The sequence below is a fragment of the Pseudomonas phytophila genome (assembly GCF_025643095.1).
Classification (GTDB): domain Bacteria; phylum Pseudomonadota; class Gammaproteobacteria; order Pseudomonadales; family Pseudomonadaceae; genus Aquipseudomonas; species Aquipseudomonas quasicaspiana.
This window is the reverse complement of record NZ_CP081201.1, coordinates 5,966,186-5,979,913: the sequence shown is the minus strand read 5'-3', so window position 1 is coordinate 5,979,913 and position 13,728 is coordinate 5,966,186. Positions and strand designations below refer to the sequence as shown.

General features: G+C 59.0%; 14 protein-coding genes. 8 read left to right on the top strand and 6 right to left on the bottom strand.

Annotated elements, in window-relative coordinates; translation table 11 throughout:
- Positions 1 to 161: 161 nt before the first annotated feature.
- Positions 162 to 1,682 carry an aldehyde dehydrogenase family protein gene (locus K3169_RS26915; RefSeq protein ID WP_099268211.1) on the bottom strand — a complete coding sequence of 507 codons (1,521 nt, stop codon included), beginning with the start codon at positions 1,680 to 1,682 and terminating at the stop codon, positions 162 to 164.
- Between the two features lie 258 nt (positions 1,683 to 1,940).
- Here K3169_RS26915 and mpl point away from each other — a divergent pair, with 258 nt between their 5' ends.
- Genes mpl through K3169_RS26900 form a run of 3 tightly spaced genes read left to right on the top strand, consistent with a single transcriptional unit; the run spans position 1,941 to position 4,193 of the window.
- Positions 1,941 to 3,290 (top strand): UDP-N-acetylmuramate:L-alanyl-gamma-D-glutamyl-meso-diaminopimelate ligase, encoded by a 1,350-nt coding sequence (gene mpl / locus K3169_RS26910; RefSeq protein WP_263268952.1) that lies wholly within the window; start codon positions 1,941 to 1,943, stop codon positions 3,288 to 3,290.
- Positions 3,287 to 3,916, top strand: coding sequence for a flavin prenyltransferase UbiX (gene ubiX, locus K3169_RS26905; protein WP_027897914.1), 630 nt, complete (start codon positions 3,287 to 3,289; stop codon positions 3,914 to 3,916). Before mpl ends, ubiX begins: the two co-directional genes overlap by 4 nt.
- Positions 3,909 to 4,193 carry a YceK/YidQ family lipoprotein gene (locus tag K3169_RS26900; RefSeq protein WP_027897915.1) on the top strand — a complete coding sequence of 95 codons (285 nt, stop codon included), beginning with the start codon at positions 3,909 to 3,911 and terminating at the stop codon, positions 4,191 to 4,193. Before ubiX ends, K3169_RS26900 begins: the two co-directional genes overlap by 8 nt.
- 178 nt (positions 4,194 to 4,371) lie before the next feature.
- On the opposite strand, the gene K3169_RS26895 is transcribed toward K3169_RS26900, so the two are convergent.
- The 3 genes from K3169_RS26895 to K3169_RS26885 form a co-directional block, all read right to left on the bottom strand.
- On the bottom strand, positions 4,372 to 5,013 hold the full coding sequence (locus K3169_RS26895; protein ID WP_099268213.1) for an oxidoreductase: 642 nt from the start codon (positions 5,011 to 5,013) through the stop codon (positions 4,372 to 4,374).
- 25 nt (positions 5,014 to 5,038) lie between these two features.
- Positions 5,039 to 6,763 (bottom strand): C13 family peptidase, encoded by a 1,725-nt coding sequence (locus tag K3169_RS26890; RefSeq protein WP_263268950.1) that lies wholly within the window; start codon positions 6,761 to 6,763, stop codon positions 5,039 to 5,041.
- Between the two features lie 136 nt (positions 6,764 to 6,899).
- A complete protein-coding gene (locus tag K3169_RS26885) occupies positions 6,900 to 7,355 on the bottom strand; it encodes a MaoC family dehydratase (RefSeq protein WP_263268948.1) in 456 nt (151 codons plus the stop codon).
- 189 nt (positions 7,356 to 7,544) lie between these two features.
- On the opposite strand from K3169_RS26885, the gene K3169_RS26880 reads away from it, so the two are divergent.
- The 3 genes from K3169_RS26880 to K3169_RS26870 are packed head-to-tail and all read left to right on the top strand — an operon-like array spanning position 7,545 to position 9,220.
- Entirely contained in the window at positions 7,545 to 7,913 is a 369-nt protein-coding gene (locus K3169_RS26880; protein ID WP_027897919.1) for a CidA/LrgA family protein, read from the top strand.
- Positions 7,903 to 8,619 (top strand): LrgB family protein, encoded by a 717-nt coding sequence (locus tag K3169_RS26875; RefSeq protein ID WP_027897920.1) that lies wholly within the window; start codon positions 7,903 to 7,905, stop codon positions 8,617 to 8,619. Before K3169_RS26880 ends, K3169_RS26875 begins: the two co-directional genes overlap by 11 nt.
- Positions 8,620 to 8,629: 10 nt before the next feature.
- The gene (locus K3169_RS26870) at positions 8,630 to 9,220 is read left to right on the top strand and encodes an LON peptidase substrate-binding domain-containing protein (RefSeq protein ID WP_231675635.1); all 591 of its coding nucleotides are present in this window, start codon (positions 8,630 to 8,632) and stop codon (positions 9,218 to 9,220) included.
- A 197-nt stretch (positions 9,221 to 9,417) separates the two neighbouring features.
- Here K3169_RS26870 and K3169_RS26865 read toward each other — a convergent pair whose 3' ends face one another.
- Positions 9,418 to 10,734, bottom strand: coding sequence for a bifunctional DedA family/phosphatase PAP2 family protein (locus K3169_RS26865; RefSeq protein WP_263268946.1), 1,317 nt, complete (start codon positions 10,732 to 10,734; stop codon positions 9,418 to 9,420).
- Between the two features lie 2 nt (positions 10,735 to 10,736).
- Entirely contained in the window at positions 10,737 to 11,408 is a 672-nt protein-coding gene (locus tag K3169_RS26860) for a DNA-3-methyladenine glycosylase (protein ID WP_099268217.1), read from the bottom strand.
- 337 nt (positions 11,409 to 11,745) lie between these two features.
- On the opposite strand from K3169_RS26860, the gene K3169_RS26855 reads away from it, so the two are divergent.
- Entirely contained in the window at positions 11,746 to 13,017 is a 1,272-nt protein-coding gene (locus K3169_RS26855; protein WP_027902312.1) for a glutamate-5-semialdehyde dehydrogenase, read from the top strand.
- Between the two features lie 64 nt (positions 13,018 to 13,081).
- Entirely contained in the window at positions 13,082 to 13,726 is a 645-nt protein-coding gene (gene nadD / locus K3169_RS26850) for a nicotinate-nucleotide adenylyltransferase (protein ID WP_176560584.1), read from the top strand.
- Positions 13,727 to 13,728: the final 2 nt, after the last annotated feature.

Here is a 13,728-nt window from a genome sequence, read left to right as displayed (position 1 = left end):
TTCCTGTGGGAGCTGAGCTTGCTCGCGATAAGGCTGGACACGGTTCACTTCAGATCGCATCCAGCCTTATCGCGAGCAAGCTCAGCTCCCACATGGATTGGGGGTGGCTCCAAAAACACCAATGGCCTCCGAAGAGGCCATTGGCAGTCAATCAACCCGTCTTAGAAAAAGCCCAGCGGATTCGTGTCGTAGCTCACCAGCAGGTTTTTGGTCTGTTGGTAATGCTCAAGCGCGACTTTGTGGGTTTCGCGGCCAACACCGGACTTTTTATAGCCACCGAACGCCGCGTGCGCTGGATACAGGTGATAGCAGTTGGTCCACACACGACCGGCCTTGATCGCACGGCCCACGCGGTATGCGCGGTTGATGTCCCGGGTCCACAGGCCCGCACCCAGGCCGAACTCGGTGTCGTTGGCGATGGCCACTGCTTCGGCTTCATCCTTGAAGGTAGTCACGCTGACCACCGGACCGAAGATTTCCTCCTGAAAGACGCGCATCTTGTTGTTGCCTTTGAGCAGCGTCGGCTGGATGTAGTAACCGGTTGCCAGATCGCCTTCCAGTTTCTCCACTTTGCCACCCGTCAGCAGCTCGGCACCTTCGCCCTGGGCGATTTCCAGATAAGAGAGGATTTTGTCGAACTGCTGCTGCGAAGCTTGCGCACCGACCATGGTATCGGTGTCCAGCGGGTCTCCGCGCTTGATCTTCAGGACCTTCTTCATCACCACTTCCATGAACTGCGGGTAGATCGACTCCTGTACCAGCGCGCGGGAAGGGCAGGTGCAAACTTCGCCCTGATTGAAGAACGCCAGCACCACGCCTTCAGCGGCTTTTTCGATGAACTCGGGCTCGGCGTTCATGATGTCTTCGAAGAAGATGTTCGGCGACTTGCCGCCCAGCTCGACGGTGGACGGAATAATGTTATCCGCCGCCAGCTTCATGATGTGCGAGCCCACCGGGGTCGAGCCGGTGAAGGCGATCTTGGCGATGCGCTTGCTGCTGGCCAGGGCTTCGCCCGCTTCACGGCCATAACCCTGCACGATGTTGAGTACGCCGGGCGGCAGCAGGTCGCCGATCAGTTCAACCAGCACGCTGATACCCAGCGGGGTTTGTTCGGCCGGTTTGAGGACGACGCAGTTACCGGCTGCCAAGGCTGGAGCGAGCTTCCAGGCGGCCATCAGGATCGGGAAGTTCCAGGGGATGATCTGCCCGACTACGCCCAGCGGTTCATGAATGTGATAAGCCACAGTATTGCCGTCAATCTCGGCTGCGGTGCCTTCCTGAGCGCGTAGTACGCCTGCGAAATAACGGAAGTGATCGACTGCCAGCGGGATGTCGGCATTCAGGGTTTCGCGGATGGCCTTGCCGTTGTCCCAGGTTTCAGTGATCGCCAGGATTTCGAGATTCTGCTCGATACGGTCGGCGATTTTCAGCAGGGTCAGTGAGCGCGCCTGAACAGAGGTCGATCCCCAGGCGTCGGCGGCGGCATGAGCAGCGTCCAGGGCTTTGTCGATGTCTTCGGCCGTAGAGCGCGGGAAATCAGCGATGGGCTTGCCGGTAATCGGCGAGGTATTGGTGAAATATTGACCTTTGACCGGCGCAACGAACTCGCCGCCAATATAGTTACCGTAGCGCTCCTTGAAGTTGACCAGAGCGCCTTCAGTGCCGGGATGTGCGTAACGCATGGTGATTTCTCCTGATTTTTTGTTGTTGGGAGAGCTGACAAGACAGTAGCTCTGAATCGTGCGGTTGTTCAAGCGTAGAGCAAAGGGCGCAAATACGCTTTTGTAGGACCGCGCTTGCCCGCGATGCAATTTCGACTTCGACATGTGTGTAGGCCGACACAATGCTGTCGCGGGCAAGCGCGCTCCTACCGGGTGTTGATACTAAGTGCCATTTCACCCTCTGTGAGCTAACCTGCGCGGATGTTTTAAGAGGTGGTCATGCATATTCATATCCTTGGTATTTGCGGCACGTTCATGGGTTCTCTGGCGGTGCTCGCCAAAGAGTTGGGACATCGGGTGACCGGTTCCGACGCCAATGTCTATCCGCCGATGAGCACGCAATTGCAGGCTCAGGGCATCGAGCTGACGCAGGGTTACGACCCGGCGCAACTGGACCCTGCGCCGGATGTGGTGGTGATTGGCAACGCGCTGTCGCGTGGCAACCCTGCCGTCGAATATGTGCTCAATAAAGGTTTGCCGTATGTGTCCGGCCCACAATGGCTGGCCGATCACGTGCTGCAAGGCCGTTGGGTGCTGGCGGTTGCGGGCACCCACGGCAAGACCACCACCAGCAGCATGCTCGCCTGGGTGCTGGAACATGCGGGCATGAGCCCCGGTTTCCTGATTGGTGGTGTACCGCAGAACTTCGCGGTGTCGGCCCGGTTGGGCGGCACGCCGTTCTTCGTGGTCGAAGCCGACGAGTACGACAGCGCCTTCTTCGACAAACGCTCCAAGTTCGTTCATTACCGTCCACGCACCGCGATCCTCAATAATCTTGAGTTCGATCACGCTGACATCTTCCCCGATCTGCCTGCTATCGAACGCCAGTTCCACCATTTGGTGCGGACTATCCCAAGCGAAGGCCTGGTCATTCATCCGACGACCGAGCCTGCGCTGACCCGCGTGGTTCAAATGGGCTGCTGGACGCCGGTGCAAACCACCGGCCAGGGCGGTCAGTGGCAAGCGCGTTTGTTGCGCGAGGACGGTTCGCAGTTTGAAGTGATCTTCGAAGGCGAAGTGCAGGGTACGGTGGACTGGGACATGACCGGTCAGCACAACGTTGCGAATGCCTTGGCTACGCTTGCAGCTGCACGCCATGTTGGCGTCGTACCTGCGCTGGGCGTCGAAGCCTTGAGTGCATTCAAAAGCGTCAAACGTCGCATGGAGAAAGTTGCAGAAGTGCACGGCGTCACCATCTACGACGACTTCGCTCACCATCCGACCGCCATCGCCACCACTTTGGACGGCTTGCGCAAGAAAGTCGGTGATGCTCCCTTGATCGCGATCATTGAGCCGCGCTCCAACTCCATGAAGCTCGGCGCTCACCGCGACGGTTTGCCGGAAAGCGTGCAGCAGGCTGATCAGGTGGTCTGGTACGCACCGGCCAATCTCGGCTGGGACCTGGGCGCAACCGCGGCGCAGTGTTCAGTACCGGCAGTGGTCTGTGATTCTCTTGAGGGCATTATTGCTCGTGTGAAAAGCCAGGCTCAGCCCGGTACACACGTGGTAATCATGAGCAACGGCGGCTTCGGCGGCCTGCACGGCAAACTCGCCGGGGCGCTGCAATGAGCGGCCCGGAGCGCATTACCCTGGCGATGACCGGTGCGTCCGGCGCGCAGTACGGCTTGCGCCTGCTGGACTGTCTGGTGCGTGAAGATCGGGAGGTGCACTTCCTGATCTCCAAGGCCGCGCAGTTGGTGATGGCGACGGAGACCGACGTTTCGCTGCCGCCCAAGTCGGCGATGATGCAGGCCTTCCTCACCGAGTACACCGGCGCTGCCGCCGGGCAGATTCGGGTGTATGGCAAGGAAGACTGGATGTCGCCGGTGGCCTCGGGCTCCGGCTCGCCCGCCGCGATGGTGGTGGTGCCGTGTTCCACCGGCTCGTTGTCGGCCATTGCGACCGGCGCTTGCAACAACCTGATCGAGCGCGCCGCCGACGTGACCCTCAAGGAGCGTCGGCAGTTGATTCTGGTCCCGCGTGAGGCGCCGTTTTCCAGCATTCACCTGGAGAACATGCTCAAGCTGTCGAACATGGGGGCGGTGATTCTGCCTGCTTCGCCGGGCTTTTATCACCAGCCGCAGACCATTGATGATCTGGTGGACTTCGTTGTGGCGCGGATTCTCAACCTGCTCAACATTCCGCAAGACATGCTGCCACGCTGGGGTGAGCACCATATGGGCGGCGATGAATAAGCTGCTGCTGATCGCGCTGGCGTTGAGCCTGACGGGCTGCGCTACCGCCCGTACGCTCAATGCAGCACAGCCCGGCGCGCCAGTGGTGTATGCCGGCACGCGGCTGGATTTGTATGCGATGCAAGGTGGCTGCTGTGCAATGGACCGCTTTGGTGCGCATGCGCCAAGCTATCCAGGGCTGGACCTTCCGGCCAGCGCGTTGCTCGATACGTTGCTGCTGCCGCTGTCTCTATTGACCGCCGCAGGAGTGGGCTTTCAGGCGAGTGGTGGGTTGTAGCCCTTGCTGGATTAACCCTGTGGGAGATTCTATGTTGGCCTGCAAGCATTGATCCCGGTGGGAGCGAATTCATTCGCGAAGAGGTCCGTACAGCCGATACAAATCTATCGCCTCTGATACCGCATTCGCGAATGAATTCGCTCCCACATTGATGTCCGCCGGGAAACTTCCCGAGGCTTCACTTCCCCAACCGCCTTAATTCATCCGACTCCACAATCCGCACCCCGGATTGCTCTTCAAGCGCCAGGCGCCACAGCGCTCTGCCCAACGTGCACGCTTCAATCGCGCCGTATTTGCCGGGGATCAACTTGGCCAGCGGCGCTGCAAGTTGTTCCGCCAGACGCTGGTCGCTGCGGTTGCCCACCAGCAGGGAAGGGCGGGCGATGGTCAGTTGTGGCCAGTCCTGAGCGATGAGCGCCTGTTCCATCTCACCTTTGATTCGGGTGTAGAACACGCTGGATTTCGGATCAGCATTGATGGCACTGATAACCAGCAAATGCCGCGCGCCGAGCTCTCGCGCGCGCTTGGCGAACGCCACGACCAGATCCAGATCAACCGCTTTGAATGCTTCCTGTGACCCTGCCTGTTTGATCGTCGTACCCAGGCAGCAGAACGCGATATCGACCTGGCCACTCAAGCCAGGCAACAGCCCGCTCAGATCGCCGACCGGGTTTTCCAGGTGTGAATGCTCGGGCACTGGCCGACGCGTCGGTGCCAATACGCGGCTGATGGTGGGTTCATTGAGCAGGCGATCCAGCAAGTGTTCGCCAGTGAGACCGGTAGCTCCCGCAAGCAGGATGTGTTGAGGCGTCAAGTACATAGCATTCTCCCTTGATACCGACAGCTTAGTGGCTTGCAGCAGTCTTCGCTTCCTTGCGGATCATCGCGGTGTTCAGGGCCCGTTCCGCCTGGTTCTTGCGCAGCAATTGCCAGCGGGAAATCACGCCCTTGGGTGCCCAGATCTGCGGCTCAGACGCTTCGTAGTTATCTGCTATCTCACGCTCTGCGACGAAAGTTTTGGCGTCGCTGAAAGCTTGTTGCAGGTCATCGGTTTCGACCAGCGCCTTGGCAAATAGTGCATCGCCAAAATAAGTGAAGTCCGCTTCTTCCGAGCAGCCAAAGGAAACCCGGTCAGCACGGGAGGCGGTCATGATCAGCGTGCGCTCGTCTTTCAGTGCCGGGATGAAGCCGCCGGAGTAGCAGGCTGAAATGACGATGACTTTGTCGCGATTCTTCAAGGGGGCCAGTGCTTCAGCCAGTTCGTCGGCGGGCAGGTCGGCCAGTTCCAGACGAGGCTGATCGAGTACCAGTTCATGCTCGGAAGTGCCGTGGCTGGTCAGGTAAATGAACACCAGATCTTCCGGGCCACTGCGTTGTGCCAGGGTTTTCACTGCGCGGCTGATGCTTTCCCGAGTGGCCAGAGGACGATCAATCATGTGGTCGCGATGGTTGACCAGCGTAATCTGCCCAAAAGCGCCGAAGCGTGAGGCCAGCAAATTGTTGACGTAGTCGGCTTCGCGCAGGAACACGCTTTGTTTGCCGTCGCCGCCCACCACCAGGCTGAACAGCTCTACTGATGGCGTTGAGGCCGGTACCGCAGCGAGAGATTTTTCCAGCAGCGGGCCTTGGGCCAGCAAGCCGGCCTCCAAGGTATCGGGTAGCAGTTTGCCCTTGGCGTCGCGGATCAGCTGGCCATTGTTCCAGGTGCCGCTTTGCACGCTGCCTTGAATCGGAGTCAGCACGCCTTGGCCCTGATAGACGTCATCGGCGAATTGCCCAACGTAAGTCGTGCCATCCACCAGCCTCAAGCGGCCTTGGCCGGTAAAGCGCCAGTTAGTGAATTCCCCCTGGTAGCGGCTGCCATCGGCACCGATCAATTCGCCTTTGCCGTTTAATGCGCCTGCTCTGAACTGGCCCACCCACACGTCGCCATCGCTATTTTCGTAGCGGCCGCGGCCATCCAGTTGGTTGTTACGAAAGCCGCCGACGTACTGATCGCCTTCGGCACTGGTAAAGCTGCCGTTGCCTTCCAGCTTGCCGTTGACGAATTTGCCGCTGAACTGGTTACCGCTGGCGTCGCTGCGCAGACCTTCGCCATTGGGCTTGCCGCGGGCAAACATGCCTTGGTACTGGCTGCCGTCTTCGAGTTCGATACGGCCCAACCCTTCGTATTGGTCAGCCTTGAAGGCCCCGCGATAAGTCAGGCCCTTCTCTTTGAGCGTACCTTCGCCTTCGCGGCGTCCTTGTTTGAAACCTCCGACGTAGACACCACCGTGAGTAATCAGTGTGCCTTCACCGTCGAACAGACCGTTGGCGAAGCCACCTTTATAGGTGTCGCCATTACTCGCGTGCCATTCGCCGTGGCCCTGCCACAGTCCGTCGTGAAATTCTCCCTTGTACCAACTACCGTTGGGGTAGTCGATGCGGCCCTGGCCCTGCAGCAGGCCATTGACCACGTCACCGCGATAGCGTCCACCGTCTGGCAGGCGCGCGTCAGGAGGGGACAGCGGTTCGCCTTCTCCGCAAGCAGCGAGAAGAAAAGTCAGAGCCAAAGGAACAAGCGCGCGCATGGTCAATCCTGAGCAAGATGATTTCAGGCGTGCAAGTGACGATCAGGTGGCGTTATGTGCACAGCCGCAGGGAGTATGCCGCAGCGAGTATTAGTGACGAAACAGTCTGTAACGACTGTTTCGTGTTTAGGCCGTTTTACACGAAGCACAACGACAAAGGATCGGCGATGAATGCGGGCTTTTCCTGCCCGTCGATTTCCAGTGTGGCCGTGGCTTTGAGCAGCCATTGACCGGGTTTTTTCTCGGTGACTTCAGTCAGCGCGACTTTTAGACGAACGCGTGAATCGACTTTGACTGGCTGAATGAAGCGAACGCTGTCCAGCCCATAGTTGACCACCATTTTCAAACCGTCAGGCAGCACCAGCAGGTTTTCCATCAACTTGGGAATCAACGATAACGACAGGAAGCCGTGGGCGATGGTCCCGCCAAATGGCGTCTGCGCAGCTTTGACCGGATCGACGTGAATGAACTGGTAATCGCCCGTGGCTTCAGCGAATAAATTAATGCGTTCCTGGTCGATGGTCAGCCATTCGGAATGTCCCAACTCCTTGCCAATGTAGTCCTTGAGCTCTGCAACAGGTACGAAAGGCATGTCCACTCTCCTTGTTCTGGCTGATGTTGTTGTCGCTTTTTGCGTGTTATTGCGTAGGATTTTGCCTGCGCTTGCGACACCAAGATCAGCAGAGAGAGTGGGATTGGTCAAGGAAGCCTAATGTCGCGAATGCCCATCCATAGCTCTACAAGGTGCTTATAATGGCCCGCGAATCTGCTGGAGCTTTCTATGTTGCTAAGGGGCCTGACCTGGCTGGTGCTGTTTCAATTACTTGGCACCGCGCTGAATCATTTGTTCTTGTCCATTTTGCCGGGGCCAATCATTGGTCTGGTGCTGCTGCTGGCATTCCTCATGGTGCGCGGCGAAGTCAGTGAGCCCATTAGTCAGGCTGCCAGCAGTCTGCTGCGTTACTTGCCGCTTTTGCTGGTGCCGCCTGCGGTGGGTGTGATGGTCTATGCGGCGGCAATTGCCGAAGACTTCTGGGCGATTGTCGGCGCGCTGGTGCTGTCGCTGCTGATTGCCCTGACTTTTGCCGGATGGCTGATGCAGAAACTGATCGAACGTCAGGCGCGTGCCGGGAGGCATCATGACGCTTGATTGGTATGGCGCCGGGATGTCGGTGATTCATCATCCGCTATTTGGTATAGCGATTACTCTGGGCGCTTATCAACTGGCGCTGGCCGCTTATGAGAAGACTCGCCTGGTGTTCCTGCAACCGGTGTTGATCTCCATGCTGGTGCTGATTGGTGTGCTGACCGCCTGTGGCGTGAGCTATGTGGAGTACCGCAAGAGCACGGAAATCCTCAGCGTCCTGCTGGGCCCGGCGACCGTTGCGCTGGCCGTGCCCCTTTATTTGAATTTGCGTCGAATTCGTCAGTTGTTGTGGCCGACCTTAACTACGCTGGTAGTGGGCGGCGTGTTCGCCACCGGGCTGTGTTTGCTGCTGGGTGTGTGGTTCGGTGCCGATCACATGATTTTGATGACCATGGCGCCGAAATCAGTGACGTCACCGATCGCCATGCTGGTGGCTGAGCAGATCGGCGGAGTTGCAGCACTGGCCGCAGTGTTCGTTCTGATCACCGGCGTGCTTGGCGCTATATTCGGGCCCGGCTTGCTGACGCTGGCGCGGGTCGATAATCCTGCTGCGCGGGGTATGGCGCTGGGCCTGACGGCGCATGCTGTCGGGACTTCAATCGCGTTGCAGGAAGGCGAGGAGTGCGGCGCGTTCGCTGCGCTCGGGATGAGTCTGATGGGAGTCGCCACGGCGTTGTTCCTGCCGTTGGCGGTGTCTCTGGTCGTTTAAAGGTGCATGTATGACATTGCCGCTGTTTCCACTTAACGCTGTGCTGTTTCCGGGGTGCATTCTCGATCTGCAATTGTTCGAGGCGCGCTACCTGGACATGATCGGGCGCTGCATGAAGCAGGGAGAAGGTTTTGGCGTGGTGTGCATCACCCAGGGCAGTGAGGTCGGCGATGCTCCCAGCGAATACTCCCTGATTGGCTGTGAAGCACTGGTGCGTGACTTTCAGACACAGGACAACGGTCTGCTGGGGATTCGTGTCGAAGGCGGACGGCGGTTTCGGGTGTTGAGCACCGAAACCCAGCGCGATCAGTTACTGATCGCTCAGGTGCAATGGCTGGATGAGCCTCAGGAGCGCCCGCTTCAGGAGGAAGACGCAGATCTGGTGGCGCTGCTGGCAGCCCTGGCTGAGCACCCGATGGTGGAGGCCCTGAATATGGGGCTCAAGGCCAATGGTCAGTGGTCGCTGGCCAATCAGTTGGCCTATCTGCTGCCGTTCACCGAAGAGGACAAGATCGAGCTGCTGGAAATCGACGACCCTGAAGATCGTCTGGACGCCATTCAGGATCTGCTCGACGAAATGCAAGGCGATCTTCAGGCTTGAAACAACATTGGATCTGTAACAGCCCCCACAGGTTGGCCGTGGATATTGGGTCATGATGGACCTGTGGGACCGAATCCATTCGGGAAGGCGATGTTTCAGTCGATACAAAGGCTGCGGATGTACCGGCCCCTTCGCGAATAAATTCGCTCCCACAGGGGATTTGATCTGCCAGGCCAGCATAGGATGCTTTTTCAGGGCTAGTACTGATAACGCAGCACCGCATGCGGTAGTGAGTGCAACGCGAAGCCGGTGAACAGCACGGCCAGCGAAGGCAATATCAGCCACCAGATACGCACCGGCAAGGCTGTCAGCGACGAACGACGTTGCACCACGCTCAGGCTGATAGCGCACAGCGTGAATGCCAGCAGCATTCCGGCCAGTACGTCGGTTGGCCAATGCACGCCGAGGTAAACCCGTGACATGGCAATCGAGATCGCCGGTAATCCGCCGAGCATCAGCCATGTCAGGCGCAGCCGCACCGGCTGGCCGCGACCAGCCAGTACTGCCAGGGTCATGAAAAATGCAAATGCGGCAGAGCTGTGTCCACTCGGCATGCTGTAAGTCGTCAACGGCTCAAGCAGCACTTCCGGACGCTGGCGTGCGAACACCCATTTCATCCCGCCATTAGCGCAGGCTGTACCCAGAGTGGTGATGCAGGCAAACAGCGCATGCCGCCATTGTCGGGTGATCAGCAATATCACCAGCAACAAGGCTGCGGCGAAGAACTGGGTACGGAAATCCCCAAGGCCGGTGACCACAATAACGAACTGATCGACCACCGTGCTGCGGTGTTCCTGGATCAGCGTCATGATGCCGTTATCAAGCTGCGTCAGGTGCGGCCAGCCGAAGAATATGGCGGCAAGTAGAACTGCGCTGGTCGCCGCGATGATTTCAGTGGCGTACTTTTTGGAGCGCAGGCTGGTCTGGATGGCGACGCCGATCAGTATCGCCAGTCCACCGCCGACTACGGCCGCCTGAGGCCAGAAACCTTCCGGCAATGGCAAGCGAACAGCAGCACCTGCAGCCCAGCCCGGTAGCAGATAAGCAATCGACCAGCCCACCGCAGCGATGACGCTGACGGCGGCGAAGCGCGGGAACGGCATGTCGAACATGCCTGCCACCATGGGCAGCATCGGCCGCAGTGGCCCAATGAAGCGCCCGACCAGCAGGCTGGCGATGCCGTAACGCTGGAAATAGGTTTCTGCGCCGCCGATCCACTCCGGATGGGTACGAAGGCCCGGAAGGCGTCGAATGCTCTGATGGTATTTACGACCAATGAAGTAGGAAACAGCATCACCCAAAAGGCCGCCGAGAAAACCCAGCAGCAGGACCTCACCCAGCGGCAGAATTCCGCTGCCGGCCAACGCTGCAACAGCAAACAGTACGACCGTTCCCGGCACGATAATCCCGACAATCGCTACGCATTCAACGAACGCGATCAAAAAGATAGCCACGCTCAGCCACGAGGGATTGACCGCCAGCCAGCCGGTGATGCTGTCGAGCCATTGGCCCATGGTTAATTTCCTTGATCGAGATAAAAGTAGTCGCGCCCTTCGACCTGACCGCGTCGCAGCGGGTTCCGTGTGCAGAAGCGAGCGTATTCAGGGTCCACGAAGCGGTACATCAGGTGTTCATCACGGCCCAGAGGTATGCCCAGCCGCGTGGTCTGGATGATACGGGGTGGCGTTTGGCCCACATCTTCCACGAGCAATAAATTTGCATCGAAACGTTTCGCGTCCCACATCGGCACTTTAAGGCCCAGCGCTTTGCACAGCAGTGTCTGGCCTGCACACAGACGCTCGGGCGCACGCAGCGCGCCGCTGGCATCGGGGTTGTTCAACTGCATTCTGGCCAGACTGTTGGCATCTGATACGGCATCGACCCATGGATGGGCTGATTTGATCAATACCGCGTTGCCCGGCCCTTCGGCGCTGAAGTTAAGCGAATCCCCGCCGCGTGCGTAGTACATATATATGTGCCCGCCATCGAGAAACAGTGCTCTGCGTTTTTCGGTATATCCGAGGGATGCGTGGCTGCCTTTTTCGGCGAAATAGTAGGCTTCGGTTTCGATAATGCGTGCGGCGAGCCAAAGATCGCCCACCTTGTGTCTGATCACTTTACCCAGCAGCGCCTGCGCCAGAACCTGGGCGTCGCGGTTGAAGAAACTGTCGGGCAAGGGGATTGGCATAGCGGGGTACACAAAAGGGGCGGGCGCTGATCATATCAATGCGCGGCTTAATTGCAGCTGAATGTGACAGTTCAAATTATGTGCCTGCATTTGTAGGAGCTGCCGAAGGCTGCGAAGCATTTACCCTGACACACCACGGTCGCAGCCTTCGGCAGCTCCTACAATTCACCTGGTTGTTGCGCGGCAGGGGTGTGTCAGTAGCACAGAGCGATCTCCTGAAGATAAAACCTGCGCCCTATTTCGCCCCGTTATCGACCATCCGCCTGTCACCGCTGTCGTTAGCGGCGCCCGACAGCTATAATCGGCCGCTTTCTTCTCTGCCAAGACCTCTGAGACCATGACTGAGTCCGTTCTTGACTACATGACCCGCCTGGGTCGCGCCGCCCGCGAAGCTTCGCGAGTGATCGGCCGTGCCAGCACCGCGCAGAAAAACCGCGCCCTGCTTGCCACCGCCGCCGCTCTGGACGAAGCCCGCGACGAGTTGTCCGCAGCCAATGATCTGGACCTGGCCGCAGGTCGCGCCAATGGTCTGGAGCCTGCCATGCTTGAACGTCTGGCCCTGACCCCCGCACGTATCGACAGCATGATCGTCGGGTTGCGTCAGGTAGCGAATTTACCCGACCCGGTTGGCGCGATCCGCGACATGAGTTTTCGGCCGTCTGGTATTCAGGTCGGCAAGATGCGTGTGCCCCTGGGCGTGGTCGGTATCATTTACGAGTCGCGTCCGAACGTGACCATCGATGCTGCCAGTCTGTGCCTGAAGTCGGGTAACGCCACTATTTTGCGTGGCGGCTCCGAAGCGATTAACTCCAACCGGGCGATTGCTTCCTGTGTACAGCGCGGTCTCGCTGAAGCCGGGCTGCCTGCTGCTGTGGTGCAAGTGGTGGAAACCACTGACCGCGCCGCCGTCGGTGCGCTGATCACCATGCCCGAGTACGTGGATGTGATCGTTCCTCGTGGCGGCAAGGGTTTGATCGAGCGTGTCAGCCGTGATGCGCGTGTCCCGGTCATCAAACACCTGGACGGTATCTGTCATGTCTATGTCAGCGCCCACGCTGACCTGCCCAAGGCTCAGCGAATTGCCTTCAACGCCAAGACTTACCGTTATGGCATTTGTGGTGCTATGGAAACGCTGCTGGTCGATCAGACCATCGCCGCCGAATTTCTGCCTCAGATGGCTGCCCAGTTCCGCGAAAAAGGCGTTGAGCTGCGTGGCTGCGAGCGCACCCGCGATCTGATCGAAGCGATCCCGGCCACCGAAGAAGACTGGAATACCGAGTATCTGGCTGCGATTCTGTCGATTCGTATCGTGACCGGGCTGGATCAGGCCATCGAACACATCAACCACTATGGCTCGCATCACAGCGATGCCATTGTTTCAGACCATCAGGGGCAGGTTCGCCGTTTCATGGCTGAAGTCGACTCCAGCTCCGTAATGGTCAATGCACCTACCAGCTTTGCCGATGGCTTTGAATACGGATTGGGTGCGGAGATCGGCATTTCTACTGATAAGCTGCACGCCCGTGGTCCGGTCGGTCTGGAAGGGCTGACGTGCGAAAAGTACATCGTGATCGGCGACGGCCAGTTGCGCGGACAGGAGCCAGCCTGACTTGAGCGCACCTGTGCAGCACGCGCCAATTCCCGCGGATGCTGTAGTCGAGGCCGTTGAGGTCTTGCCCAAACGTATCGGTATGCTGGGCGGCACGTTCGACCCGGTTCACATCGGTCACTTGCGCGGAGCCCTTGAGGTTGCCGCGTTGCTTGAACTCGATGAGTTGCGCCTGACGCCCAGCGCCAGGCCACCTCATCGCGAAATGCCGAGTGTCAGCGCAAACGACCGTCTCGCGATGGTCGTTTGCGCAGTGGCCGGCGTGACGCCCTTGACGGTGGATGACCGTGAACTGAATCGGGACAAACCGTCGTACACCATCGACACCCTGGTATCGATGCGCGCCGAACTGGCCGCAGAGGACCAGTTGTTCCTGTTGCTGGGCTGGGATGCTTTTTGCGGGCTACCCACCTGGCATCGTTGGGAGGAGTTGCTGGAGCACTGCCATATAGTGGTGCTCCAGCGCCCGGACGCCGACAGCGAGTCGCCGGATGCCATGCGCAATCTGCTGGCGGCCCGCGCGGTCAGCGATCCGAAGGCCCTTAAGGGGCCCGGCGGGCACATTACATTCGTCTGGCAGACGCCTTTATCGGTGTCTGCCACCCAGATCCGCCAACTGCTGGCCAGCGGTAAGTCGGTACGTTTTCTGGTGCCAGACGCCGTACTGGCCTACATCGAGGAGCACGGGCTGTACCGTGCTCCCAATTGAAC

Excerpts from the sequence above, each read along its gene's own strand:
- K3169_RS26915 (WP_099268211.1), bottom strand. The coding sequence starts at position 1,682 with ATGCGTTACGCACATCCCGGCACTGAAGGCGCTCTGGTCAACTTCAAG.
- mpl (WP_263268952.1), top strand. The coding sequence starts at position 1,941 with ATGCATATTCATATCCTTGGTATTTGCGGCACGTTCATGGGTTCTCTG.
- ubiX (WP_027897914.1), top strand. The coding sequence starts at position 3,287 with ATGAGCGGCCCGGAGCGCATTACCCTGGCGATGACCGGTGCGTCCGGC.
- K3169_RS26900 (WP_027897915.1), top strand. The coding sequence starts at position 3,909 with ATGAATAAGCTGCTGCTGATCGCGCTGGCGTTGAGCCTGACGGGCTGC.
- K3169_RS26895 (WP_099268213.1), bottom strand. The coding sequence starts at position 5,013 with ATGTACTTGACGCCTCAACACATCCTGCTTGCGGGAGCTACCGGTCTC.
- K3169_RS26890 (WP_263268950.1), bottom strand. The coding sequence starts at position 6,763 with ATGCGCGCGCTTGTTCCTTTGGCTCTGACTTTTCTTCTCGCTGCTTGC.
- K3169_RS26885 (WP_263268948.1), bottom strand. The coding sequence starts at position 7,355 with ATGCCTTTCGTACCTGTTGCAGAGCTCAAGGACTACATTGGCAAGGAG.
- K3169_RS26880 (WP_027897919.1), top strand. The coding sequence starts at position 7,545 with ATGTTGCTAAGGGGCCTGACCTGGCTGGTGCTGTTTCAATTACTTGGC.
- K3169_RS26875 (WP_027897920.1), top strand. The coding sequence starts at position 7,903 with ATGACGCTTGATTGGTATGGCGCCGGGATGTCGGTGATTCATCATCCG.
- K3169_RS26870 (WP_231675635.1), top strand. The coding sequence starts at position 8,630 with ATGACATTGCCGCTGTTTCCACTTAACGCTGTGCTGTTTCCGGGGTGC.
- K3169_RS26865 (WP_263268946.1), bottom strand. The coding sequence starts at position 10,734 with ATGGGCCAATGGCTCGACAGCATCACCGGCTGGCTGGCGGTCAATCCC.
- K3169_RS26860 (WP_099268217.1), bottom strand. The coding sequence starts at position 11,408 with ATGCCAATCCCCTTGCCCGACAGTTTCTTCAACCGCGACGCCCAGGTT.
- K3169_RS26855 (WP_027902312.1), top strand. The coding sequence starts at position 11,746 with ATGACTGAGTCCGTTCTTGACTACATGACCCGCCTGGGTCGCGCCGCC.